The organism is Methylocystis sp. sgz306128, assembly GCF_056032725.1.
The window spans coordinates 17,187-39,406 of the sequence record NZ_JBVYWO010000008.1; the positions used below are offsets into that span (position 1 = coordinate 17,187).

Genomic DNA, 22,220 nt, shown 5'->3' on the forward strand with positions numbered 1-22,220 from the left:
GAATGAAATGAACCGGTGCGCTGGATCAGGCATGGTCGGCCTCCGTATGCGCCTGCATGGCCGAGGCGAGAACGGCAAAGCCAAAAGCCATGCGATTGAGGAAATCGGCGAGATTGTATGCAACGCTCAAAGCGCCATCGTCGACATAACCGCCAAAGGACGTAATGAAATTGCCCAGCGGATAGATGGCCCAGCCCACGGTCACGATAAGCCGGAGCCAGAAATAGCCCCGCTGCACCACCGGCGCTCCGCCCGCGCGCACGGCCTCGTCCATGGTGCCGAAAAACAGTTCCCCAAGAATATAGAGCCAGAAAATAAGGCCGATGAGGAAGGCGAGGGTGGGATGCATGAAGCCCGCCTCGCCCAGATAACGGACAAAGACCATGAGCACCGAAACGATGACCAGACGCCAGAACAGGCCGATGCCGATGCGCCCGGCCTGCCGCGCGAAGAAATAGAGCGCGATGATCTGGAGCGGCATCGAGACGGTCCAGCCCACATATTGATAGACCACAGGCACCTGCTGCGCCGCGGCCCAGGCATTGCGGGCGTCATATATGGCGCCCAGCCCCACAAGCGCCGCGAGGGCCGAAAGCGTTACGGGAATTTTCCATCCCCGCTCAACCCATGTCGTGCCGATAAGCAGCAGAACCGAAGTTGCCGCAAGACCGAACAGCGTCACCGAATAGCTGGCCGCGGTCAGATCCGCCGTCTGGAATACCGCCATCTCACCTTCTCCCTTCGAGGAAATTCTTCTGATTCATTGTGCTCTGGCCTCAGATCTGTGTGCGGATATGCGGCGAGCGCGCATAAAGCGCGACCATGGGCAGGATCAGCAGGCCAAAAATGAATTGCTGAACCTGAAAACTGAATCCGATGCCAACGAGAAAGGACGACAAAACCTGCAGCACCAGAACGCCGATCACCGTAAAGCCATAGCCGCCCTGTCCGCCGAGCAGCGATGTGCCGCCCACGACCACCGCCGCGAGCGTGAGGAAGAGATATTGATCGCCCACGCCGATAAAGCCGCCGCCGCTCCAGCCGAGCAGCAATCCGCCGGTCAGCGCGGCGAAGAAGCCGGAAATGGCATACATCATCACCCAGTAGCGCAATTCTGAAATCATGACGCGGTTGGCCGAGGTGCGGTTGACGCCCACGGCAAAGAGAAAGCGCCCATAGACCGTCACCCGCATGCCGATGACCAGCACGAGGGCAATGAGCGCCCATATGGCTATTGTGGGCGGAAACGGCAGGCCAAGGGTGGAGCCATCCATCGCCGAAAGATTGGTCAGCCAGGCCGGAACCGTGCCAAAGACATTGCCGCCATAGGCCGTGCCGATGGACGTCAGGATCTGCACGCCGCCCGAAATGGCGAAACCGGTGCCCAGAGTCACGATCAGGGCCTGCCCTTGCAGGCGAAAACTCAGAAACCCATTGATCACACCAAGCAAGCTTCCCGCCGCCAGCACGATAAGCGTGGCCAGCCAGGGCGGCACACCCAGCCCGATAAGATAAAGCAGCCCGACATTGGCGGCGCCGATGATGAATGGAATGGACAGATCAAGCCCGCCGAGCAGAGCAACCAGCGTCTGTCCGACCGAGGCGATGCCGAGGAAGGAGGCAAACAGCAGCATGGATTTGATGTTCATCGGCGAGGAAAAGCCGTCAATATTCATCGCGCCGATGGAAAACAGGCCGGAGAGCACCATCACGCCGATGAAAGCCGAACGGTTTTCCTCGAAATGACGCCCCAGCGTGCGCGTCAGAACAAGGATCGTCAGCAGGATGAGCAGCGAAATGACGTTCCAGATGTTGAAGAAACTGTCGATCGTCAGCGACAGGATCAGAAATACCAGCAAGATCAGCGCCAGCGCCAGCAGGGGCGCGCGGAACTGACCCCACACGCGCCGCATATCGCCCGGCGCGCTCTCCGAACCGGTGCTCTGACGTGAAAACTGCCCGACGACCAGTTCCCAGCCCCAGACAAAGGCAACCAGCGTCGCAAGACCGGCCAGAATGATGATCTGAACAGAAAGGCCCTGAATGAAGCCGAATATGACGCCGATCAACGTCAGCAGCAGCCCGGCGGCGAGGCCGATGATCCGGGCAGAAAGGCTGATCTGCTGTCCTGCGGTCTGCATCAGTTCACTCCCTGCGGCAAGGTTCTGGCGAAGCCGATCAGATCCGGCTGGCGCAGGAGGAGCGCGCCGAGAATGACCAGCGCCGCGACGATCACGATAATTGCGGGCGCCAGATTGCGCCGGCTCGACTGGCCCACGGCAAGACGCAGGAACACGGCGACGACGATGAGCAGGAGAACCATGACGACCATCGGCGCGGCGGCGGCGCGCATCGCGAGATCGGAGGCATCGGGCGCGGCCACTTCGAGCGGCGCGACATAAAGCAGCGCTGGATCGATGGGCATCAGATGAGTTGCCGCCGCATGGATGGCAGCACCGGCGGAAACCGCCGTGCCATAATCATAAGTGGCGTGAAGGATAACGCCCAGCGCGATGACCGACAGGGCGACAAAATAAAGCAATGGCGAAAAATTGCGGATATGACGCTGGATAAAGGGAATAACCAGCGTCAGCAGCAGCGATATAACCAGAATTGTGCCATAGGCCAGATTGGTGACAAAGCTCTGCACCGCACCGAAACTGAATGTCGCAAGACCGAAGGTGATGAGATAGAGGTTGATCGCCCCCAGAAACGAGCCGAAAACCCCGCCCCGCCCGCCCGCGAGCGAAGCCCCGCCCAAGACCAGCGCCGTGACCGCGATAAGCGTATAGGTGGTGCCCTGAGAAGGATCGCCGGATGAGATCAGGGCGGTGAAGGTTATCGAGGCCAGCCCCGCATAACAGCCCGAGATAAGATGCGCGCCGATGCGCACCACAAAGATCGGCACGCCGCTGGTATAGGCCGCGCGCTCGTCGGAGCCCATCAGCCGCAGGTGCGTGTAGAAGGCCGTGCGCGTGAACAGCATCCAGGCGATGCTGGCCAGCACCAGGATCAGCAGAACCGGAGAGAAGATGGTCGTTCCCAGACCCCAGCTTGCCATCCAGTCCGGCGCAACGCCGCCAGGGCGCGGCAGAATGACGAGATTGATGCCGGAGAGGGCCAGATATCCCGACAGCGAAACGATGATCGGCTGCACGCGCACATAAATGACGATAAGCGCAAAGATGAACTGGTACAGCGCGCCAATGGCCAGAGCATAGCCGATGACGGCGAAGGGATTATTGAGGACGCCGAGACCATGTAACTGAATCAGCGTGACATTGATGAAGCCGATCAGCGGCCCGACGGAAAGATCGACTGTGCCGCGTCCGGATATGACCACGGCCATCAATGCATAGGTGGCAAGGATGAGCGGCGTCGCAACGATTATGGCGCTGCCGATGCCGGCGCTGGTGACCAGGCTGGGCGAGCGCAGCACGGCAAAGCCCAGCAGCAGAAAGAACAAGGTGATCGGCATCAGCAGGAACGGGCTTGAACGCCGCCCGAAGATGGCCGCTGCGCCCGCCGCCGGCTGTGCCGGCGACGCAACCGGTACTCCCTGAACGACAGGCTGGATCCGACTCATCTCGCACCCTCCCGGCGCTCATGTCCGTTCGCGTCGAATTCGACGATCCTGATCGGGCGCGCGCCAACCTGCGCTTTGGCCGCAACCGGCACGGGGTGAGTCTCGGTCCGGGAAACGACGGGCTCGATCATGGCTGCCGGCCTGAGGTGCGCAGGCACTTCGACACGCACGCGCACGCCGTCGGAAACTGCTGCACTCCTGCCGGACGGCGCGGCTGCGGCGCGGCTGGGCGTCAGGCCAAATGCGGCGCCAAGCCCGCTGCCATCCGTCTGGCCGAACATGGCTTCCAACACGCGCTTGGGCTCAAGCTGACGACCGTCAAAAGCATCGAACGGAGCACCATCCCGAAACACCAGCACGCGCGTCGCGAAGCCGATGAACTCCTCCAGTTCCGAGGACATGTAAACGACGGACTTGCCTTCGCTGGCGAAATTGCGCAGGTGGCGATAAAGTTCGGTTTTGGCACCGACGTCGATGCCGCGTGCGGGATCGTTGAGCACGATCACATCCGGGCGCATGGCAAAGCCGCGCCCGATCAGCACTTTCTGCTGGTTGCCACCGGAGAGCGAGGTGATCCTGTCGCCACGCTGGCCGAACTTGATCATCAGATTATCGGCCTCGCGCTTGAAGATCGCGCCAAGGCTCGCCCAGTCGATGAGACCGAGAATGCCGCCGTGGCGCTTCTCGCGGTAAAGCGGCATGACCATATTCTCGAAGATCGAGAGGGTGGCGAAGATGCCTTCACGTTTGCGGTCGCCGGAGACATAAGCAATATGCGCCTCGACGGCATCCTTCAGCCCGCGGACGGATCTGACATCGCCCTGCCGGTCGATCATCTCGATCGTGCCTGCTGCTGGCTCCGCGACGCCCGCCAGCACACGGACAAACATGTCCTGTCCCTGACCATCGAGGCCGGCCACGCCAACAATCTCGCCGCGGCGCAATTCAAAATCAAAGGTTCTTCCGCCGCTCCTGATGGCGATGGCATGGGCATGCATCACCGGCGCATTGTCGACAGGCTGGGGCGCCGCATGGCCCGCATGGCGGTGCGACTGATCCTCGCCCGTCATCAGCGCCAGGAGGTTCTTTTCGGTGATCTCGCCCTTTTCCAGCACGCCGACGTCGCGCCCGTCGCGCAGCACGGTCGCGCGGTCGGAGATGCGGATCAGTTCGGCGATACGGTGCGTGACGATCAGAATCGTCGTGCCGCGGTCGCGCAGTTCGCGCATCTTGCTGAACAGCCGCTCGGTACTGTCAAAGTCGAGTGCCGCCGAACTTTCGTCGAGAATGAGGATTTTTGGATTGCTGACCAGCGCGCGTGCGATGGTGATCCATTGCTTGAGGCCGAGCGGCAGGTTTCCCACCAGCGCGAAGGGGTCGACCGGCTCGCCCGCAAGCTCGCGCATCAGCTCCGCCGCGCGAAAAACCTTGTGATCCTGCGACAGGGTTTTGGAGAAAAGCGCGTCGGCACCCATGAATATATTGTCGACCACCGTGCTTTCGTCGGCGACAAGCACTTCCTGATAGACAGTGGAAATGCCAAGCGCGCGGCTTTCTGCGGGTGTTGACGGAACCTCGCCCAGAATGGAGACCGAACCGCTGTCAATCGGCAGAATGCCGGAAACAACCTTGGCCATCGTGCTCTTGCCGCAGCCATTGCCGCCCACAATGGCGTGGATCTCACCCGCACGCGCAGAAAAGCTTGCGCCGTCGAGCGCACGCGTCGGGCCGAAATGCTTTTTCACATTGCGGACCACGATCGTGTCACGACCCAGCGTCGGCTTTTCCGTTGTGGTGGCATGGGCTGGCATGTTGATCCCGGAACAGGTTCTGGCCTTGATCAGGAAGGGGCCCGGCGATCGGGCCCCCGGTTATCTTGAGGGCGTCTGAACGACGCTTCGGCTTATTTGGCCTTGAAGGCGCGCGGATCAGCCGGATGCAGGAAGAACTGATCGAGATAGGACGGAGACTGTCCCCAGCGATCGGCGCCAACAGCGAGCCAGTCGGCGGTGGTGAGCGAGCAATCCTCGTTCATCACCTTCTTCAGGTCGTCAAAGGTCATCTTCACAGGATCGACCATGACGGACTGAATCTTCGGACCCTGCCCCTCGAGCGTGCGCATCATGATGTTCCAGATCAGCTCAATCTCGTCAGCCGGGGGCCAGACCTGAAACGAGGACTTGATGTAGTCCGGGTTCTTGCGCCAGTAGCACAGGGCACCCAGTTCCCCGCCGATGGTGACCGGAATCTTGCCGCGGCCGGACTGCTGCACGGCGCGCAGCACGCCCATTTCGGCAGCGGACTGCACGACGATGCCGTCGAGCTTGCCGGGGTGGGTTGCAAGCCATTTCTGAACTTCGCCCTGCGCGACCTGATCGGTCCACATGCCGGCGACGTCACCCACAATCTTGATGCCCGGCGCGGTCTTCAGACCGGCCTTGACGCCGCGATCCTGGCTGTCCGAACCGGACGTTCCGGGAATGCCTTCCACAACGAGCACGTTGCCTTTGCCGCCAAGCTGGTCGGCGAGGTCCTTGCCGATCTCATAACCGGCCACCTGATAGTTGACCGAGGAATTGATCGAATAAGGCGAGGTCAGATAGCCCGTCAGCGAAAACACCGGTACGCCCTTTTCATGGGCATATTGCACGGTCTGGTTCAGCGCGGTCGGGTTGGAGCAGCACACGATGATGGCGTCCACGCCCTGATCGACGAGCTGGCGCATCTGCTGGATCTGGGTCGAGTCATTGAGATTCGACTGTGTGATCACCACGTCGCTGAGCAGACCGAGCTTCTTCCATTCCGGGATGATCTTGTTCTGCAGCTCGTTCATGACGGCGGCGCGCCAGGTATTGCCGGCATAGGAGCTGGCATAGCCGATCTTCCACGGCGGTGCCTTCTTGGCGACGAAATCCTGCCAGGCGCTGGAACCGATGGGCTGCGCCGGGTCAAGCATATCCTTGTTGTACAGACGCTTGACGACATCCGGGTTGATCGTATCCAGCCCCTCGGCCATGACGGCGGTGGACCCAAATGCCGCCAGACCTGCGGCAACAACCAGACTTTTTATCATTTTCATGTGCGTTTCCTCCATTTTTCATCTTCCGGGCCTGTCCGAGCCCGGTTTCCAGCGAACACTGGTCTCTTCAGTCGTAAAAATCGTAGGGTGCTTTCTGGAACGTTTCCCAGTTTTTGGGATCATGGCCGGTCACCACCATGGCCTTGGTATCGGCGGCGATGCGGCGCAGCTTGGCCACGGAATCTGCTGCATCGGCCGATGACACCACCAGTCCGGGCAGGGCCTTGTTCTCCCAGTGATCGAGCGTGTAGGCGGCGTCGATGGTGAGCAGGACGGGGCCGGTCTTGGGCAGGGTGATGAGAAACGACTGATGCCCGGTGGAATGGCCGGGCGTGAAGATCATCCGTATTGTGCCGTCGCCGAACAGGTCGTAATTGTCGGTATATTCGCCGCCAAGGAACTTCCAGTTGAGGCCGGGCCGGTCAAAATCCGCCCGGATATAGGCGGCAGAGGCAAACCAGTGCGGCTTGAAGGCATATTCCCATTCGGAGCGCTGGACAATGTATTGCGCCTTGGGAAACCGGCCGATGGCGCCGGTATGGTCAAGGTGCAGATGCGACTGCAGCACGTAGCGCACATTATGCGGCTCGACGCCGACGGACCGGCACTGATCGACGCAATTGTCGGCGATGTTCATGATCGGATCATAGGCATCGACGACAGCGCCCCAATGGCCGCGCTTGTCGATGGCGGCCTCGATGGCATTGCCGCCGTCAATCACGACATTGCCCTGCGGATGCTTGATCAGGAACCAGGGCACGGGAATTTCAAAGTCGCCCTCGCCCTGATTCATCTTGATATATTTGAGCTTGGTGCGCAGCGTGCCTGTCTGGAACATATGCAGTTCGATGCCCGACGAATTGCGCCGGCGGCGCTGCTGATCCTGTACCGGCCGGGCCAGCGCCGGGGGCGGCGCCAGATGCGATGTCTTGCCTTTCGACGCGACAGACCCGCCGTCCACCTCGACCTGCTGGCCCTTGTCGTCGAATTCTACGATCTTCATGGACTTATTCCCGATGTTTCGAGGTCTTCAGGGCGGCGGACAGGTCAGGTCCGCTCATCGATGATGCGAAGAGCTTCCTTGAGATAGACGGCAAAGAGCGGATAATTTTCCGACATGGGGAAATGCCCGATGTCTTCCATCTCGATATAGATGCCGCCGGGAATCTGGCGGGCGGTATTTTCCGTTGCCTCCGGCGGCGTGAGGTAATCATAGGTGCCGGTCATCATGATGACAGGGCAGCGGCGCGTATCGATCTCGCCCAGCTTGTTGCGCAGGTCGTGATCGATCGAATAAAAATAAAGGTCGCCTTTGAAGACTTCTGCGCCCTGCGTGTAATAGTGCCAGGTGAGCCAGCGATCCATCTCCGGGCTTTGCGGAGCCATGAGATCCCAGACACCGCTGGCGCAGACCTGCGCAGCATTGGCGTGGGGATGACGCCACCAGTCGAGGAAGAAGCCCGGCGCATGTTCCGCGGCCTCGACCGGAATCACGGCCCGGAAGCGGTCAGGATAATGCAGCGCCAGCTGCAGCGCCACATTGCCGCCGAAGGACGAGCCCATGAAGATCGGCTGCTCAAGCTCAAGCGCATCGCACAAAGTGACGATGAACTTCATGTAGTGATCGGCAGTGAGGAGATATTCCTCCTTCCACCATTCCTTGTTGTGCGGCGGATCGGACTTGCCGTGCCGTGCCAGATCATAGGCGATCACATCATAATTGGCGGTGATGCTCGCATCTTCGAGCAGGCCGCGCCACTGGTGATTATGGCAGCCAGCCGTATGCTGGCAGATGAGCGGCTGGCCGGAGCCATTGCGCAGGTAGAACACCTTGTATTCGTAACCGTCGACTTCAATTGTCACATATCGGCCAATTACCGGCGAATGCTTTGCCATACCGGACTCCATGAGGCTGTAAATTGTCTTGTGCCCGGAACGCGGGCGCAGGCGCTCCGTCAGACGGGAACGCCCACCTTGCGAAGAAGCTCGAACTGAACGGTGAAGTTGCGAAGATTTTGCATCAGCACGAGGATGTTCCCCTCGATCTTGAGATCGCGCCGGAAGCTCGCCGACCAGATGCCATGATACATCGGCGCCGGAACGGGGCGCGCAAACTCGCGCCAGGTCTGCGGGCTGGCGCGCAACGCAAAATCAAAGGCGTCCATGGGAGCCGGATCGATGTTGATGCGATAAACCTTGCCGTCGATCATCTGCACGATGACCTTGGCGCTGCCCATGTCCCACAAATAGGTGCATGTGTAATAACGCGCCATCGCGCCGATCGTCTGATCGCGATCCGACGCGTCGCTGAACCTCTGGGCCCAGTCCCTAAGGCTGATTGCCATGCGCACATCCTCCCTGCCGACAGACATGTCGCCTGAAAACCCAGTCTTGCAAATAAACACAGACTAATTCAGCGACTGCTGTTCTAAATTTTGTTTTTTGTTCAATATACTGAACATTATTCCTTTGACAGAACATTAGTCACTGCGCTAAACCCATGTCAAGAAGAAATTGCGATTTTGCGTCGCACATAATAATGCCGCAACGCAAAAGAATATGCGGCCAGACCGACGGCGGGGAGAACGTCATGGATCAGGAAGACAACAAATCCAAGCTGGTGCCCGCCGTAGAGCGGGCCGCGCGCATCCTCGATCTGGCATCGCGCAGCCGCTACCTGAGCCTGTCCGAACTCGCGCGCGAACTGAACATAGCCAAGAGCAGCGCACATACTTTGTGTAACACATTGGTTCAGCTGGAATTGCTCATTCGCCGTCCCGACCAGACCTTTCAGCTCGGCCCGCATGTCATGCGCTGGTCCAACGCCTTTACCCAGCAATCGGATGTCGCCACCGAATTTGCGACAATCTGGGATCAGGAGACAGAACTGCCCGGAGCAACCATCACTCTGTCGGTGCTTGATGGCGCGGAAGTGGTCTATATTGCGGCCCGCAATTCGAAAGTCAGCCATTCACTGATCGATTTTCGCGCGGGAATGCGTCTGCCCGCCGCCTTTACCGCGACCGGCAAGGCGTTCCTGAGCCACATGAACGAAATCGAGGTTCGCCGGCTCTTCGCCGCCGGGCTGCCAGCGCCGCGCACCCCGCATAGCGTGCGTTCGCTTGAGACCCTCATCGAGGAACTGGAGTCCACGCGCATCAACGGCTATTCGTGCGACAATCAGCAGGTCGCCGAGGGCATTGTCTGCTACGGAGCCTCGGTGCTGAATTCCCGCAACCGCCCCATCGCCGGCGTTGCGGTGAGCGTGTTGGCCGAAAAACTCTCAGAAGATGAAAAGAACCGAATCATTTCCAACGTGCAGCGCATTGCACAGCGCCTGTCGCATCGCATGGGCGCGGATCTCACAGCCGAAAAATAAGCTGTATAGATTAACTTAGGAAATATTGATCAATTAAAAGGCATATTTAAAATTTATTTTATTTATATCAATAATGGTATATAAATATATCTGATATAGATAAGGTTTTTAAACATGCATCTGACTCAATTCTCAGACTATTCGTTGCGCCTCATGATGTTTACCTGCGCGCATGACGGAAAGCTGGTAACAATTGAAGAAGTTTCAAAATTTTACGGCATATCGCGGGCCCATCTCATGAAGGTTGCCAATCTGATGACACGGGCCGGTTTCCTGAAAGCCGTTCGCGGGCGTTCCGGCGGATTGGTCATGGGGCGCCCGTCCGCCGATATCCGCCTGAGCGAGATCGTGCGCGCAACAGAACCGGACTTTGCCCTTGTCGAATGTTTTGGCGCGGGCAATAAATGCGTCATTTCCGGGCGGTGCAAATTGCGCTGCATCCTGCGCGAAGCTCTGGACGCTTTCATCGAACGGCTGGAACAATACTCGCTCGCCGATCTCATGCTGCACCCGGAGGATTTTCAGTTGAGTACTGCGCCCTGAAGCTGCGCTTCAGGCCCGCCCCTCCCTGATGGCGCTGAAATAATCATCGGCGCCAACCTGCCCGCCTTTAAGAGCAATCTGCAGGCCGTCGAAGGCCGGATAATCGCTGTGGGCCGTGCAGAGCGGCGAGCCCGGAGTGGCCGGCAAGGGCAGACAGGTGGTGAGCGCATGAATGCCCAGTTCCTGCAGGGCATGGCTCGACGTATCCCCACCTGCGATCACGCCGCGCCGCAATCCGCAGCGCTCGATCAACGATTTTTCGATGCGCCCAAGCGCACGGCCGATAGCATGACGCGCGCCGCCGGCCTGCGCGATTTCCGGACCGATATCGGTCGCAGGGCCAAGCGCCGTATAAAGGATGACACTGCGCCCGCGCGCCAGACTTGCCAGGCCGCTGGAAACTGCGGCCTCGACAGCGGCGCTCTCCCCCCCGGCAAGCTGGCGCGGATCGAGCGCGATGCCATCAAAGCCATGCGCCTCGGCATGACGAATCTGCCGCTCCGTGGTGGGCGAACAACTGCCCGAGACAACCGCGAGCCGGTCGACCGGGCCGGGCGGGGCGAAATGCTGCGGGGGCTCGATCATACCCAGATTGCGCCAATGGGCCAGCAGCGCATATTCAACGCCGGAAGAGCCGGCCACAAAGGCACCAAGGGGCCGGCGCATGTCCCAGACAAGACGCCCCGCGATGGCCTGTGTGTCAGTATCGGCGACATCGATGAGCAGAATTTCATGCCCTTCGTCCAAAATGCCGGCCAGATACGCGTCCAGACTGGGAGACCTGAGGGCGGCAAGATCGACCAGCCCCACACGCTTGCTCGTCTGCCGGGCCAGATGCAGGCGCAGATCGGCCTCATGCATCGGCGTGACCGGATGGCGGCTCATCACGGGATGGCGGTCGATGCGGTAAACCTGCCCCTGATAGGCCGCAAACAGATGGCCGAAAGCGGTATAGCGCCTCAGCTGCGGCGCACCGACAACAAGCGGGATAAGCGGCTGGGCGAACAGGCGCTGGCCGATGTCGATGGCGCGGCCGATGCTTCCCACTTCAGGGCTCGAATCGAATGTCGAGCAGACCTTGTAGTGACAGATGGCCGCTCCGAGGTTTTTCAGCGCGGCAAATGCCAGAGCGAGGTTGGTGTCCATCCAGTCCGGGCTTTCACTGCGGCTGGTTCCGGCAAGGCCGACGGCGCGGCAATGGGAAAACCGCGCGATCCGGGCCGGTGTCGGCGCCTGTATGAACAGCACATTCGGCACGCCGTTGAGCGACAGCGCCTCCATCACATCGGTCGAACCGGTGAGGTCATCGCCGTAATAGGAAAGAAGGAGGTCACGCATCCCCGGACGAGGCCCCGAATTTAGCGAGTGACTGCGCCAATTCGATGTGATCACGCGCATATTGTTCGAGAGATACGCCGGCAACCGCAGCCTCCCATGCCTGACGCACGGCCCGCACCCCTGCCGCCGCCCCGCCCGGATGGCTGACAATGCCGCCGCCGCACAGATACATCAGATCGAGCGTGCGGCCGGTGCGCAGATAGGTCTCAGGCGCCTGTCCGCCCCATTGCCCGGAACCAACGACCGGCAGCGGGCAATCCTGCGGCGAAAAAAGCGGTTCTTTCAGCGCAGCGAAGGAGCGCAGGAAGGATTCGTCCGGCTCCCAATATTTCACGCCAATACCATTGATCTGGAACTGATCGACGCCCAGCAGCCGCCAGAACTGCTGGTAGACCCTGAACTCCATGCCAAGGCCGGGATGGCGGGTGAGAATATCCCAGCCGTTGCGGTGCGCGTGCAGCACCAGTTGCGAGCGCTTGCGCAGAAAGGCAAAACCTCCGAAGCCGACCGAATTGATATTGATCACGGCGGCATTGCCGCCCGCGGCGGCAACCATGTCGTGATTGCGCATCATCTCGTCAGGATCGGCATGGGAAATGCCAAAGGCATACATGACCTTGCGGCCGGTTTTCTGCTCGCGCTCCAGAATGCGCGGCATGATGGCGGCGATACGCGCCTTAAGCGGCGAATAGGCCGGACTCATCAGCTTTTCGTCGTCCTTGATGAAATCGACATCGGCATCGAGCAATTCCTGCACCAGCGCCGCCGTTTCGGGCGGACGGAGCCCCAGCGCGGGCTTGACGATAGAACCGATGATGGGCCGTCCGGCCACGCCGCACAGCGCGCGGCTGCCGGCAATGCCAAATTGCGGGCCGGGATGCGCCACGCCGAATTCATCCGGCAGCTTCATGTCGACAACGCGGATGCCGCTCAGGCCCCTGATGGAATAGGTTCCGCCGATGGCGATGGTCATCAGCGCCACGAGATCGGTGCCGATAGCCTCGAACGGGAAGGCAATGTCGACATCGGCGCGGTTGTAGTGCTTCGTCTCATCATCTGCGCGCGGAAATGAGGGCGTCCGGACCGGCGCCAGCGGGCGGATATCAAGCACACGGGCGGCAACGCGGGCCTTGAGCTCCTCCGTCTCTCCGGGCAGCGCCACGAAGGTGCCCGTCGATTGATCGCTGGCAATCTTGGCGGCCAGAGCCGCGACATCGCCAGCTGTCTCCAGCCGGTAAGTGAGGATGATCTGAGCGCGGGCCATGGTCCTCCGAAATTCAATCCTTGTGCGGCGCGGGAAATTGCGCTTTAACGTTTTCTGTCAGCATGAGGTATAATGAGTATATCATTAATACCCCAAGATCAATGGCCAAGGCCGCAGGCGCAAGGAACCGTGGCCTCCCTATGAAAACAGGGTTGCAGTTCCATATGTTAATGGCATAACCACTTGATGCTCCATATTTTCTCCGGGTAGTGCAGCCATGTCCCTCAATGAAGCGCCGATCATCCGCCGAAAGCTCTCCGACGAGGTGTTCGACCGTCTCAAAGCCCTGATCACGTCCGGGGAACTGCGTCCCGGCGATGCCATGCCCTCCGAACGCGAACTGATGGAGCGTTTCGGCGTGGGGCGTCCGGCAATTCGCGAAGGCATGCAGCAACTGAGCAACATGGGCCTTCTGACCATTTCCCATGGCGAGCGCGCGCGCGTACGCCAGCCCACGGCACAATCCATCTTCCAGCAGGTGGATGCCGCGGCGCATTTCATGCTCTCCACATCACCCGGCTCATTGCAGAACCTGAAGGAAGTGCGGCGCTTCTTCGAACTCGGCATGGTGCGCGAGGCGGCCATGAAAGCAACCGAGGCGGATGTCGCGCGCCTGCGCGAGACACTTGCGCAACAGCGCCAAAATCTCGACAACGCCAATGCCTTCATCGATGCGGACATGCGCCTGCATGTTCAGATCGCCGCCATCACCGGCAATCCGCTGTTCGAGGCCATTTCGCAGGCCATGCTCGGCTGGCTCAAACAATATCACACGGAAATGCTGATATGGACGGGCAAGGAAAAATACACCCTTGCCGAACATACACGCATCATCGACTGCATTGCCGATCATGATCCCGATGGTGCCGAAAAGGCTATGATCCAGCATCTGGACCGCTCGGCGGCCCTTTATGCACGCCAGTCCGGCGCTTCATGAATTTCCGTGTGCACGCAAGTTCACAAATTTCGCAGATGCTCAGTCGAACCGCAAGGAACTCACGGCAAAGGGCCCGAGCCCGGTGCGGCGTTCGCGCCCTGCCCGGGCAACGCAAACGGTCTGCGGGCTGGCTGTAAGATTGGCAAGCCAGACCTCAACTTCGCCGGATAAGCTGCGCACGGCCAGCCCCTGCACCTTTTCAGGCTGGCTCGACATAGCGGCAAGCGAAGGCAGGGCTGCCAGCGACGCCAATGTCCGGAGCACATCAAAAACCGGACGCTTGCGGCCATAGGCGCTGATGAGGCCCATGGGGCCGGTCAGAGCCGCGAGCGTGAGCACATCGAGGCGCGCATCGGCGACGCGGGCGGCATAGCCCATAGTCCACGCGGCAGCGAAGAGCCCGTCCTGACGCGGATCGGCATTGGCCATAGTGATGCGTTTACCGGAGAAATTATCAAAAGTACGTGAGCCGTACGGGTTCTGCCGCATGGCAATTGAGGATGGCCCGAGACGATAGGGCCTGTCGCCGACGATAGCCCGCGCCGAGCGCGTGATAAACGGAAGGGCTTCAAGCGTCTGCATGACACTCAGATCATCTGCCGCATGGACGATCGGATTGGTGCCATGCACGACAAAATCAAGCATATCAACCGGAGGACGCTTGCGGTTGAGTTCAGTGAAATAGCTGAACATGCCGCCCCCAAGCTTTAAGCCCGGGAACGTGCGCCGCGCGGCGGCGTAGATCTCGGCGAGCGGCGGACAGGCCGGCCAAGTGCTGCCCGGCGGTGTCGATTGCCTGTCAACTGCGGGGCAGACGGCAATGGCATCGAGCGGCAATCCACTGGCCGCAACCAGCGCCGCAATTTCGGCGAGTTCGGCAAAGACGTCACGTTCGCCCGGCACCACGCATTCCAGCGTCACTTCGGCCTTTGCGCGTCGGGCGATTGCGGCATAGGCGGCAAGCGCTGCCGATCCGTGTCCCGCTGTCCGGTCGAAATGACAGAGCAGTACCTGCGGGTTGATCTCTTCAAGCCGTTCAAGCTGCCGCAAAGCTGCATCGGTTTCGCCGGGGTCGAGCAGTAATCCGATCCGCGGCATCGCGCCCGCCGGATCGCCAATCGTGATCCGCGTTTCCATTGCCGGGGCAAGCGCGCGTTTCGAAGCGCCTGTCGCCGAAAAGCGGAGGGATACGGCTTGCTTCTGCGCCGCCCCCGCGGCCAGTTGGTATGGCCAGGGAAGTTCAAGCGGTCGCACATACGTTTTGTAGGAGGCGTCCGACCAGTTGCGCTGATCTTCCATCTCGAACGTATCCCCTGTCATGCGGCAGGTTACGCGCAGGCCCGGACTCACCTGATGGCTGATGGCCCGGATCGATTTGAAAGGCTGCCATGGCTCTATGAGATCGGGCAGGCAGGAGTCTTCGACCGACCCGTCAACATGCTCGACCGAAACGGGCGCTCCGGCCAGACCGCTGATGGGGTGCAGCACGCAGAAGCCGCAGCGATTGGTCTCGAAATCACCGTCCGGCATAGCCGTCACGTCAAATTGCAGGCTGCCGTCCGCGGCTACGGCGCTTATGCTGGCTTTGCAGACAAGACCTGTCCCCTGCGGAGAATGACAAACTGCCTGATAAGCAATACGGAATCCATCTGCATCCTTTTCGATCCGCAGACCGGAAATCAGCGCCGCGCATGTACCCCAGTCTCGGTCGCGCACGATATAGCCGATAAATCGGATGACCTCGATGCCGTCGAAGCTGATTGCGCGCAGGTTGCCCGCGACCAGTTCCGCCGTCAGCGGACCGGCCTGCAGCAATATGGCCTCCTGAGGCGTTTGCGCTGTTCCGTACCAGAGCAGGAGGTCGTCGCGGTCCGCCATTTCAGAACACGGCCATGTCAATCGCTGCGCCATTTCTGGCGCTGGCATAGGCTGCTTCGACAAGCGCAAAGGTCTTGAGATTGTCACGGCCCGAGGTTTGCGGCTCGGTGCCGGCTGACAGACAATCGATCCAATGTTGCTGAATGACCGCGACGCTTTGCTGGATATTATGCCATGGGCGCTCGGCCCAGGGCAGCAGAACCGGCGCGACGTTCATCTTCGACGTGCCGCCGCGATGGGTGACGGTCAGTACATAATCGCCGCCAAGGCGCAACGAGCCTTCCGAACCGTCAATTTCGACCAGCGTCTGCGGAAAGAGTTCCTGTTCGAGGCGGGTGGCATAACTGCAATCGACGACGGAAGTGACGCCGTTCTCGTGATCAAGCAGGATCGTTGCCACATCCTCGCCCCGGATCGCGGGATTGACCCTCTTCGTGCGCGCGGTCAACCGCGCCACGTCGCCAAAGAGAAACCGTGCAATATCAAGAATGTGAATGCCAAGATCCTCGATAATGAAACGCTCGCCCTCAGCCAGATAGGGCTGGCCGCCGAAAACGTCGTAGGCCGAGCGAAACGAGACCCGCCCCCAGAATGGCGCGCCGATCGCGCCATTGTCGAGTTGCACCCTGACGGCCTGAATGGCGCTCTGCCAGCGGAAATTCTCATGCACCATCAGCGGCACCTGTGCGGCATCGCAGGCGGCAACCATCTCCCGCGCATCGGCCAGCGACAGCGCGAATGGCTTCTGGCAGATAACTGGAATCGCCAGCCGCGCCGCCAATTCGACGAGCGGCCTGTGGCTCGCCACGGTGGTGGCTATATCGACGAAATCGGGCCTTTCACGCTCCAGCATCTGTGCCGCGTCGAGATAACGGGCAGATATGCCAAACTGGTCGCCCAGGGCCTGAAGACGGGCCGGATCACGATCGCAGATGGCAACGATGGAAGCCCCTCTGGCATCCCGCCATCCGTGCATCTGATTAACGGCAAAAAATCCGCATCCGATCAATGCGCCACGCAATTGAGCCATGTCATCCCATCCTTGCCATCTGGCGCAGGGCCACGCGCTGCTGGAGACGCCGCTGTGCCTGATCTACGATAACGGCAACGATGATCACGAGACCCTTGATCACCATCTGCCAGAAGGAGCTAACGCCCATCATGACCAGCCCGTCCGAGAGAACGCCGATGACGAAGGCGCCAACAATAGTCCCGCCGATGGTGCCGCGCCCGCCCGACATCGACGTGCCGCCCAACACCGCAGCGGCGATGGCGTTCAGTTCAAAGCTCTCGCCGGTGGCCGGATGCGCCGCCATCAGTTCGGACGAGACGATCAGCCCCACTATCGCGGCGCAGAAGCCCGAGAAAATATAGACGAACATCTTCACCCGGACGACACGGATTCCAGAGAGGCCTGCGGCCCGCTCGTTGCCGCCGACAGCGAAGATATGGCGCCCCAGTGGCGTGAAGCGCGACATATAGGCCGCTGCCAGCGCGACGACAGCCAGAATCCAGATGGCAAGCGGCACGCCGAAGAGGCGGCCTGCACCCAGAATTTCAAAGCCGGTCGTGCCCAGTTCGCTCTTGCCGACCAGATTGGGGAAGGTCGCGCCATCCGAGGACAGCAGCGCCAGCCCGCGCGCGACATAGAGTGTGCCAAGCGTGGCAATGAAGGGCGCAACATTGAGCCGCGTCACCAGCAGCCCGTTTATGGTTCCCACCAGAATGCCGACGCCCAATGTGATGACAATCACTTCAGCCACGTTGAAATAGACCGTATAACCGATCATCAGGTTAAGACCGTTGAGGATAAGTCCGCCCGCGACCATACCGCAAAGTCCGACAATGGAGCCGACAGACAGATCAATGCCGCCGGTAATGATGACGAAGGTCATGCCCATCGCCAGAAAGGCATTGAGTGCGACATGTTTGGACATCAGGACCAGATTGGCAGCCGACAGGAAGTTGGGAGCCGCGAAGGAAAAAAAGGCGAGGACGGCGAACAGCGCAATGAATGTGCGCAATTTCATCAGGCTCAGAGTAAGAGATCCGGCTTTCGGCCCGGATTGCGCCGGAGAAACGGGCATTGCAGTCATGAATGGGACTCCCTGGAGGATTCCGCGCGCAGGCCGTGGCCCAGCGCGGAAGCGCTGACAAGCTGATCCTGCGTGGCTTCGGAGGCGGCCAGCAGCGCCGTGACTTTGCCGTTACTCATCACCGCTATCCTGTCGGACAGCGCGAGCACTTCGCTCAGGTCCGAGGTGACGAATATGATGCCGAGGCCATCGGCGGCCAGACGTCGCATCGTGCGGAACACATCAGCCTTGGCGCCAATGTCGATGCCGCGGCTTGGTTCGTCCATCAGCAGCACTTTCGGCCCGGTCATCAGAGCCTTTCCGATAACCACCTTCTGTTGATTGCCGCCCGACAGCGCCGAAACTTCAAGACCGGGATCTGCGACCTTGATCGCCAGGCTCTTGATGGCATGGCGGATCGCCGCCCGCTCCGCAGCGCCTGCGATGTGGAACAGCCTGAGGAATTTGCTCAAGCTCGCCAGAGTGAGATTCGCGCCGATCGAAAGAATGGACACGAGCCCCTCGCGCTGGCGGTCCTCCGGTATGAGCGCCAGCCCGCGGGCAATGCGGCCGGTGACGTCGCTTTCGGCGATGGGCTGGCCCTCGATGAAAATCTCGCCGGAGGCCTCCGGCCGCCGCCCCATGACGCAATCAAGGAACTCGCTTCGCCCGGCGCCCATAAGGCCATAGATGCCGAGAATTTCGCCCCTGCGCAGCGCCAGTGAAACGTGATCGACCTCATAGCCGCCGCCCATGCGCGGCAGGCAGATGTCGCGCGCCTCAAACAAGACATCCCCTATCGGATGGTCGATCGTTTTCGAAAAATCCTTGGATGCCGCGCCGATCATTTGCCGCACGATCCAGGATACGTCGACATCGGCCATTCTCTCATGACCGGTGATGCGCCCGTCGCGCAGAACGGTGATGTAATCGCCGATACGCACCAGTTCTTCGAGGCGATGAGAAATATATACGATGGCAACGCCGCGCGCCTTAAGATCAGCAATGACGCGGAAGAGAATGTCCACTTCGGCCGCGCTCAGGGCCGAGGTCGGTTCATCCATGATGAGAATTCGTGCGTTCTGCGCCACTGCCTTGGCGATTTCAACAAGCTGCTGCTGGCCGATCCGCAGATCCTCCACAGGAGTGCGCGGATCGATGCCCGTCTCCAGCCGCTCCAGAAATTCTGCGGCGCGCGCTTCCTGCAGCCGGTGATCAATGCCGAAAACGCCGCGCGTCAGTTCGCGCGCCGCGAAGATGTTTTCGGCGACCGAAAGATTGCCGAAAAGATTGAGTTCCTGAAACACCATGCCAACGCCGTGGCGAGCCGCCTCGGCAGTATCGGCGAAGCGTACCGGTGCGCCGTCGAGCAGAATTCGCCCCGTCGTCGGGCTTTCGACGCCCGCGATTATTTTCATCAGCGTGGATTTGCCGGCGCCATTCTCGCCCACCAGCACGTTCACCGCACCGCGCCGAACCACAAAATCCGCCTGCTTGACCGCGATGGTGCCCGAATAGACCTTGGAGACATTCTCGAGGCGCAGGATGACATTCTTTTCGTCTGCGCTCATGATGCGGGTCCGAGAGCGAGGCGGGCAGGTGTTACCAGAGGCACCGGCTGGGCAGCATCGAAACTATAGGCGCCCAGGCCGCTCACCTTGCGCCCGATTAACCCTTCACGCGGCAAGCTGGCCAGGAATTCACGCTCGACCTGCTGATTGAACGCCTTGCCAAACTGGGCATAGTCGATCTGGTTTCTGAAATCGTTGAAGGAGACGAAGTCAAGCGCGTCGCGCAGAGCCGTGCCGCGGAAGGCAGGGCCGATCTGCACAAAAAGATGTGCCTTGCCATCTCCGGCAGTGTCTATGCCGATGGTCGCGGCACGAGACGCGGTTTGTGCCGAAACAATCCGGCCTTCAAACTTGACCACAAAGGTCCAGGGCTCATTGCCCTCTTTGTCCCTGTGCCCGTATCTGGCGCCGGCGGCGTCGGCATCGGCGCGCGCCAATGCGGTGACCTCGTCAAAATTGCCCGCCCGGGCTTCGAAAAAGGGGATCGCCTTGCTTTCCCAGATTTCGGCAACTTTGCCGGCGGGATCAAACTGCGCTTGCGCGGCAGCCGCAACTGCCGCCTTATCCGGCGTGGGAACAATCTTGCAGCCGCCTGCGACCAGCGACAGGACGACGACACTCACAGCGAATAACATGCGCACGAGATTCACGACACTCTCCGCCCCAGAAAGGAAACGGGCGCAGACCAGAAAGATCTGCGCCCAGACGACAGGCGGATCAGTTCTTGAGCGCGAACGTCTCAAGCTTGGCGGCATTGGCGGCATTGATCAGCACACAATCCATCAGCTGCTTTTCCTTCGCAGGAGCCTTTTTCGTCTTGATGAAGGCATCGGCCTGCTCAACGGCGGTCTGGGCTTGCTGATAAGCAGGCTGGAGCACCGTCGCCTTGATGCCGCCGGCCAGAATGGAGTCGCGTACGTCGTTGGAGCCGTCAAAACCGACGACGATGACATCCTTGCGATTGGCGGCGGCCAGCGCCGCTGAGGCACCCATGGCCATGGTATCGTTGCCAGCGATAACGCCCTTGATATCCGGATTGGCCTGAAGAATGGTCTCCATCTTCGAATAGGCTTCGGTCTGGCTCCAGTTGGCTGACTGACGGGCCACCATCTTCATGGCGGGATAGTCGTCGATAACGTCGTGATAGCCCTTCGAGCGGATGCCGGCATTGGTGTCGGACTCCTTGCCGACCAGTTCGACAAAATTGCCCTTTTCTCCCATCAGCTTGACGAATTCCTGAGCGCCAAGCTGGGCGCCCTGATAATTATTCGAGACGATCTGGGCAACGGCCACGCCGGACGCATTGATCTCACGGTCGATGAGGAATGAAGGGACATGTGCGTCCTTGGCCTTCTTCACTGCAGCGACAGTCGCGTCCGCGCCCGCATTGTCGAGAATGATGGCCTTCGCGCCGCGCGCAATGGCGGTGTCGATGAGTTCGGACTGCTTATTGGCATCGTCGTCATGGACGAGCACGAGCGCCTCGTAGCCAAGCGCCTTGGCCTTGGCTTCAGCGCCCTGGGCTTCGGCCTTGAAGAAAGGATTATCGTGCGAAGGCGTGATGATGGCGATCAGATCGGCAGCCTGCGCACCAAATGCCGCGCCCACCGACAACATGCCGGCCAACGCCGTTCCGACAAGAAATTTCCTTGAAAGCATTTCAATTCTCCCTGATTTTATTTGAAATCGGCTGCTTATAACGTGGAACCATGCCGCAAGCCGCAGGCGGCAGGCCGGATCAGGTTATGCGGCGGATGCTGTCGGCAATTTCCTGCGGCTCGAACACGCGCTTCCAGTCGTCGCGCATCAGGGCAGGCTTGCCATAGGCAATGGCCTTGTTGCAGGCATCCGAAAAGACGCCCTCAACTTCATTGAAAGTGACGGCGGCCAGCACATTCATATGGCCGAGCAGAAAATCACGCGCGGCCTCATGCGGTACGCCGCGCGCCACCACTTCATCCATGGCATCGCGCATCACCGCCAGCAAGGTTGCGCAAACCGTCTCGGACAGGCCGGGCTCCAGAAGCGCCATCTGCTCGACAGTGACACGATGCGAGCGCATCACGGGGGCCCAGATCACTCTCGCAATTTCCTCGCCAAGCGCATAGGCGCTTTCGGGTCCCTGCATCAGCGCGCTGACAATGTGCTGCTTGGCGGCGATGCCGCCGAAATGATCCTTTTTCGCCGCCATGTCCGTTTCGTCATTGAAGATCGGCGGGTGGCAGGGATGCGTGACGAAATAGGTCAGATCGGGCCGGTTCGGCAAATGGCCGGCAAATGGCGCGGCGGCATCAAGCGCCACAACCATCGTACCCGGCCTGAGCTGCGCCTCGATGCCGGCCGCAACCTTGCCGATCATCGTATCCGGTACAGCCAGAATCACGACATCCGCACCGGTCAGAGCCTGTTCAGGCGCGATGCAATCAAACCCGAGCCCGGCCTTGAGGCGTGCCCGCCCGGCCTCGCTCACCTCGACATGGCGCACGTCGAAACGTGAGCCCTTCAGATTACTGGCAAGGCGATAGCCCATTTTTCCGCCTGCCCCGAACAATGCGATAGCCGTCATATAT

General features: G+C 60.3%; 20 protein-coding genes. 3 read left to right on the forward strand and 17 right to left on the reverse strand.

Annotation, left to right across the window (positions count from 1 at the left end):
* Positions 1 to 25: 25 nt before the first annotated feature.
* The 8 genes from AC0N03_RS12620 to AC0N03_RS12655 form a co-directional block, all read right to left on the reverse strand.
* Entirely contained in the window at positions 26 to 727 is a 702-nt protein-coding gene (locus AC0N03_RS12620) for a bacteriorhodopsin (RefSeq protein WP_474289160.1), read from the reverse strand.
* Between the two features lie 49 nt (positions 728 to 776).
* Entirely contained in the window at positions 777 to 2,141 is a 1,365-nt protein-coding gene (locus AC0N03_RS12625) for an ABC transporter permease (RefSeq protein ID WP_474289161.1), read from the reverse strand.
* Entirely contained in the window at positions 2,141 to 3,586 is a 1,446-nt protein-coding gene (locus AC0N03_RS12630) for an ABC transporter permease (protein WP_474289162.1), read from the reverse strand. The genes AC0N03_RS12625 and AC0N03_RS12630 overlap by 1 nt, the downstream gene beginning before the upstream one ends.
* The gene (locus AC0N03_RS12635) at positions 3,583 to 5,397 is read right to left on the reverse strand and encodes a sugar ABC transporter ATP-binding protein (protein ID WP_474289163.1); all 1,815 of its coding nucleotides are present in this window, start codon (positions 5,395 to 5,397) and stop codon (positions 3,583 to 3,585) included. The genes AC0N03_RS12630 and AC0N03_RS12635 overlap by 4 nt, the downstream gene beginning before the upstream one ends.
* Positions 5,398 to 5,489: 92 nt before the next feature.
* Positions 5,490 to 6,665, reverse strand: a complete 1,176-nt coding sequence (locus tag AC0N03_RS12640; protein WP_474289164.1) for an ABC transporter substrate-binding protein — start codon at positions 6,663 to 6,665, stop codon at positions 5,490 to 5,492.
* Between the two features lie 67 nt (positions 6,666 to 6,732).
* Positions 6,733 to 7,503 carry an AttM family quorum-quenching N-acyl homoserine lactonase gene (attM, locus tag AC0N03_RS12645; RefSeq protein WP_474289253.1) on the reverse strand — a complete coding sequence of 257 codons (771 nt, stop codon included), beginning with the start codon at positions 7,501 to 7,503 and terminating at the stop codon, positions 6,733 to 6,735.
* Positions 7,504 to 7,712: 209 nt separating this feature from the next.
* Positions 7,713 to 8,561 (reverse strand): alpha/beta fold hydrolase, encoded by an 849-nt coding sequence (locus AC0N03_RS12650; RefSeq protein ID WP_474289165.1) that lies wholly within the window; start codon positions 8,559 to 8,561, stop codon positions 7,713 to 7,715.
* 59 nt (positions 8,562 to 8,620) lie between these two features.
* A complete protein-coding gene (locus tag AC0N03_RS12655) occupies positions 8,621 to 9,010 on the reverse strand; it encodes a hypothetical protein (RefSeq protein ID WP_474289166.1) in 390 nt (129 codons plus the stop codon).
* 245 nt (positions 9,011 to 9,255) lie between these two features.
* Here AC0N03_RS12655 and AC0N03_RS12660 point away from each other — a divergent pair, with 245 nt between their 5' ends.
* Positions 9,256 to 10,044, forward strand: coding sequence for an IclR family transcriptional regulator (locus AC0N03_RS12660; RefSeq protein WP_474289167.1), 789 nt, complete (start codon positions 9,256 to 9,258; stop codon positions 10,042 to 10,044).
* Between the two features lie 114 nt (positions 10,045 to 10,158).
* Positions 10,159 to 10,587 carry an RrF2 family transcriptional regulator gene (locus AC0N03_RS12665; protein ID WP_474289168.1) on the forward strand — a complete coding sequence of 143 codons (429 nt, stop codon included), beginning with the start codon at positions 10,159 to 10,161 and terminating at the stop codon, positions 10,585 to 10,587.
* Between the two features lie 9 nt (positions 10,588 to 10,596).
* Here AC0N03_RS12665 and AC0N03_RS12670 read toward each other — a convergent pair whose 3' ends face one another.
* Positions 10,597 to 11,925 (reverse strand): four-carbon acid sugar kinase family protein, encoded by a 1,329-nt coding sequence (locus tag AC0N03_RS12670; RefSeq protein WP_474289169.1) that lies wholly within the window; start codon positions 11,923 to 11,925, stop codon positions 10,597 to 10,599.
* Positions 11,918 to 13,189: a 3-oxo-isoapionate-4-phosphate decarboxylase OiaX gene (gene oiaX, locus AC0N03_RS12675; RefSeq protein WP_474289170.1), complete on the reverse strand. Its 1,272-nt coding sequence runs from the start codon at positions 13,187 to 13,189 to the stop codon at positions 11,918 to 11,920. The genes AC0N03_RS12670 and oiaX overlap by 8 nt, the downstream gene beginning before the upstream one ends.
* A gap of 217 nt (positions 13,190 to 13,406) precedes the next feature.
* Between oiaX and AC0N03_RS12680 the strand changes: the two genes are divergently transcribed.
* On the forward strand, positions 13,407 to 14,126 hold the full coding sequence (locus AC0N03_RS12680; RefSeq protein WP_474289171.1) for a transcriptional regulator NanR: 720 nt from the start codon (positions 13,407 to 13,409) through the stop codon (positions 14,124 to 14,126).
* Between the two features lie 39 nt (positions 14,127 to 14,165).
* Here AC0N03_RS12680 and apnL read toward each other — a convergent pair whose 3' ends face one another.
* The 7 genes from apnL to AC0N03_RS12715 form a co-directional block, all read right to left on the reverse strand.
* On the reverse strand, positions 14,166 to 16,004 hold the full coding sequence (gene apnL, locus AC0N03_RS12685; RefSeq protein ID WP_474289172.1) for a D-apionate lactonase: 1,839 nt from the start codon (positions 16,002 to 16,004) through the stop codon (positions 14,166 to 14,168).
* 1 nt (position 16,005) lies between these two features.
* Complete coding sequence (locus AC0N03_RS12690) at positions 16,006 to 17,034, reverse strand: Gfo/Idh/MocA family protein (RefSeq protein ID WP_474289173.1); 1,029 nt, start codon at positions 17,032 to 17,034, stop codon at positions 16,006 to 16,008.
* A 1-nt stretch (position 17,035) separates the two neighbouring features.
* The gene (locus tag AC0N03_RS12695) at positions 17,036 to 18,100 is read right to left on the reverse strand and encodes an ABC transporter permease (protein WP_474289174.1); all 1,065 of its coding nucleotides are present in this window, start codon (positions 18,098 to 18,100) and stop codon (positions 17,036 to 17,038) included.
* Complete coding sequence (locus AC0N03_RS12700) at positions 18,097 to 19,650, reverse strand: sugar ABC transporter ATP-binding protein (RefSeq protein ID WP_474289175.1); 1,554 nt, start codon at positions 19,648 to 19,650, stop codon at positions 18,097 to 18,099. Before AC0N03_RS12700 ends, AC0N03_RS12695 begins: the two co-directional genes overlap by 4 nt.
* Entirely contained in the window at positions 19,647 to 20,285 is a 639-nt protein-coding gene (locus AC0N03_RS12705; protein WP_474289254.1) for a DUF2291 family protein, read from the reverse strand. Before AC0N03_RS12705 ends, AC0N03_RS12700 begins: the two co-directional genes overlap by 4 nt.
* Before the next feature lie 82 nt (positions 20,286 to 20,367).
* The gene (locus tag AC0N03_RS12710; protein WP_474289176.1) at positions 20,368 to 21,309 is read right to left on the reverse strand and encodes a substrate-binding domain-containing protein; all 942 of its coding nucleotides are present in this window, start codon (positions 21,307 to 21,309) and stop codon (positions 20,368 to 20,370) included.
* Positions 21,310 to 21,388: 79 nt separating this feature from the next.
* Complete coding sequence (locus AC0N03_RS12715; protein WP_474289177.1) at positions 21,389 to 22,216, reverse strand: phosphogluconate dehydrogenase C-terminal domain-containing protein; 828 nt, start codon at positions 22,214 to 22,216, stop codon at positions 21,389 to 21,391.
* Positions 22,217 to 22,220: the final 4 nt, after the last annotated feature.

Excerpts from the sequence above, each read along its gene's own strand:
- AC0N03_RS12710 (WP_474289176.1), bottom strand. The coding sequence starts at position 21,309 with ATGCTTTCAAGGAAATTTCTTGTCGGAACGGCGTTGGCCGGCATGTTG.
- AC0N03_RS12695 (WP_474289174.1), bottom strand. The coding sequence starts at position 18,100 with ATGACTGCAATGCCCGTTTCTCCGGCGCAATCCGGGCCGAAAGCCGGA.
- AC0N03_RS12690 (WP_474289173.1), bottom strand. The coding sequence starts at position 17,034 with ATGGCTCAATTGCGTGGCGCATTGATCGGATGCGGATTTTTTGCCGTT.
- AC0N03_RS12665 (WP_474289168.1), top strand. The coding sequence starts at position 10,159 with ATGCATCTGACTCAATTCTCAGACTATTCGTTGCGCCTCATGATGTTT.
- AC0N03_RS12705 (WP_474289254.1), bottom strand. The coding sequence starts at position 20,285 with ATGTTATTCGCTGTGAGTGTCGTCGTCCTGTCGCTGGTCGCAGGCGGC.
- AC0N03_RS12660 (WP_474289167.1), top strand. The coding sequence starts at position 9,256 with ATGGATCAGGAAGACAACAAATCCAAGCTGGTGCCCGCCGTAGAGCGG.
- AC0N03_RS12715 (WP_474289177.1), bottom strand. The coding sequence starts at position 22,216 with ATGACGGCTATCGCATTGTTCGGGGCAGGCGGAAAAATGGGCTATCGC.
- AC0N03_RS12680 (WP_474289171.1), top strand. The coding sequence starts at position 13,407 with ATGTCCCTCAATGAAGCGCCGATCATCCGCCGAAAGCTCTCCGACGAG.
- AC0N03_RS12670 (WP_474289169.1), bottom strand. The coding sequence starts at position 11,925 with ATGCGTGACCTCCTTCTTTCCTATTACGGCGATGACCTCACCGGTTCG.
- apnL (WP_474289172.1), bottom strand. The coding sequence starts at position 16,004 with ATGGCGGACCGCGACGACCTCCTGCTCTGGTACGGAACAGCGCAAACG.
- attM (WP_474289253.1), bottom strand. The coding sequence starts at position 7,503 with ATGTTCCAGACAGGCACGCTGCGCACCAAGCTCAAATATATCAAGATG.
- AC0N03_RS12650 (WP_474289165.1), bottom strand. The coding sequence starts at position 8,561 with ATGGCAAAGCATTCGCCGGTAATTGGCCGATATGTGACAATTGAAGTC.
- AC0N03_RS12635 (WP_474289163.1), bottom strand. The coding sequence starts at position 5,397 with ATGCCAGCCCATGCCACCACAACGGAAAAGCCGACGCTGGGTCGTGAC.
- AC0N03_RS12640 (WP_474289164.1), bottom strand. The coding sequence starts at position 6,665 with ATGAAAATGATAAAAAGTCTGGTTGTTGCCGCAGGTCTGGCGGCATTT.
- oiaX (WP_474289170.1), bottom strand. The coding sequence starts at position 13,189 with ATGGCCCGCGCTCAGATCATCCTCACTTACCGGCTGGAGACAGCTGGC.
- AC0N03_RS12700 (WP_474289175.1), bottom strand. The coding sequence starts at position 19,650 with ATGAGCGCAGACGAAAAGAATGTCATCCTGCGCCTCGAGAATGTCTCC.
- AC0N03_RS12655 (WP_474289166.1), bottom strand. The coding sequence starts at position 9,010 with ATGGCAATCAGCCTTAGGGACTGGGCCCAGAGGTTCAGCGACGCGTCG.
- AC0N03_RS12620 (WP_474289160.1), bottom strand. The coding sequence starts at position 727 with ATGGCGGTATTCCAGACGGCGGATCTGACCGCGGCCAGCTATTCGGTG.
- AC0N03_RS12625 (WP_474289161.1), bottom strand. The coding sequence starts at position 2,141 with ATGCAGACCGCAGGACAGCAGATCAGCCTTTCTGCCCGGATCATCGGC.
- AC0N03_RS12630 (WP_474289162.1), bottom strand. The coding sequence starts at position 3,586 with ATGAGTCGGATCCAGCCTGTCGTTCAGGGAGTACCGGTTGCGTCGCCG.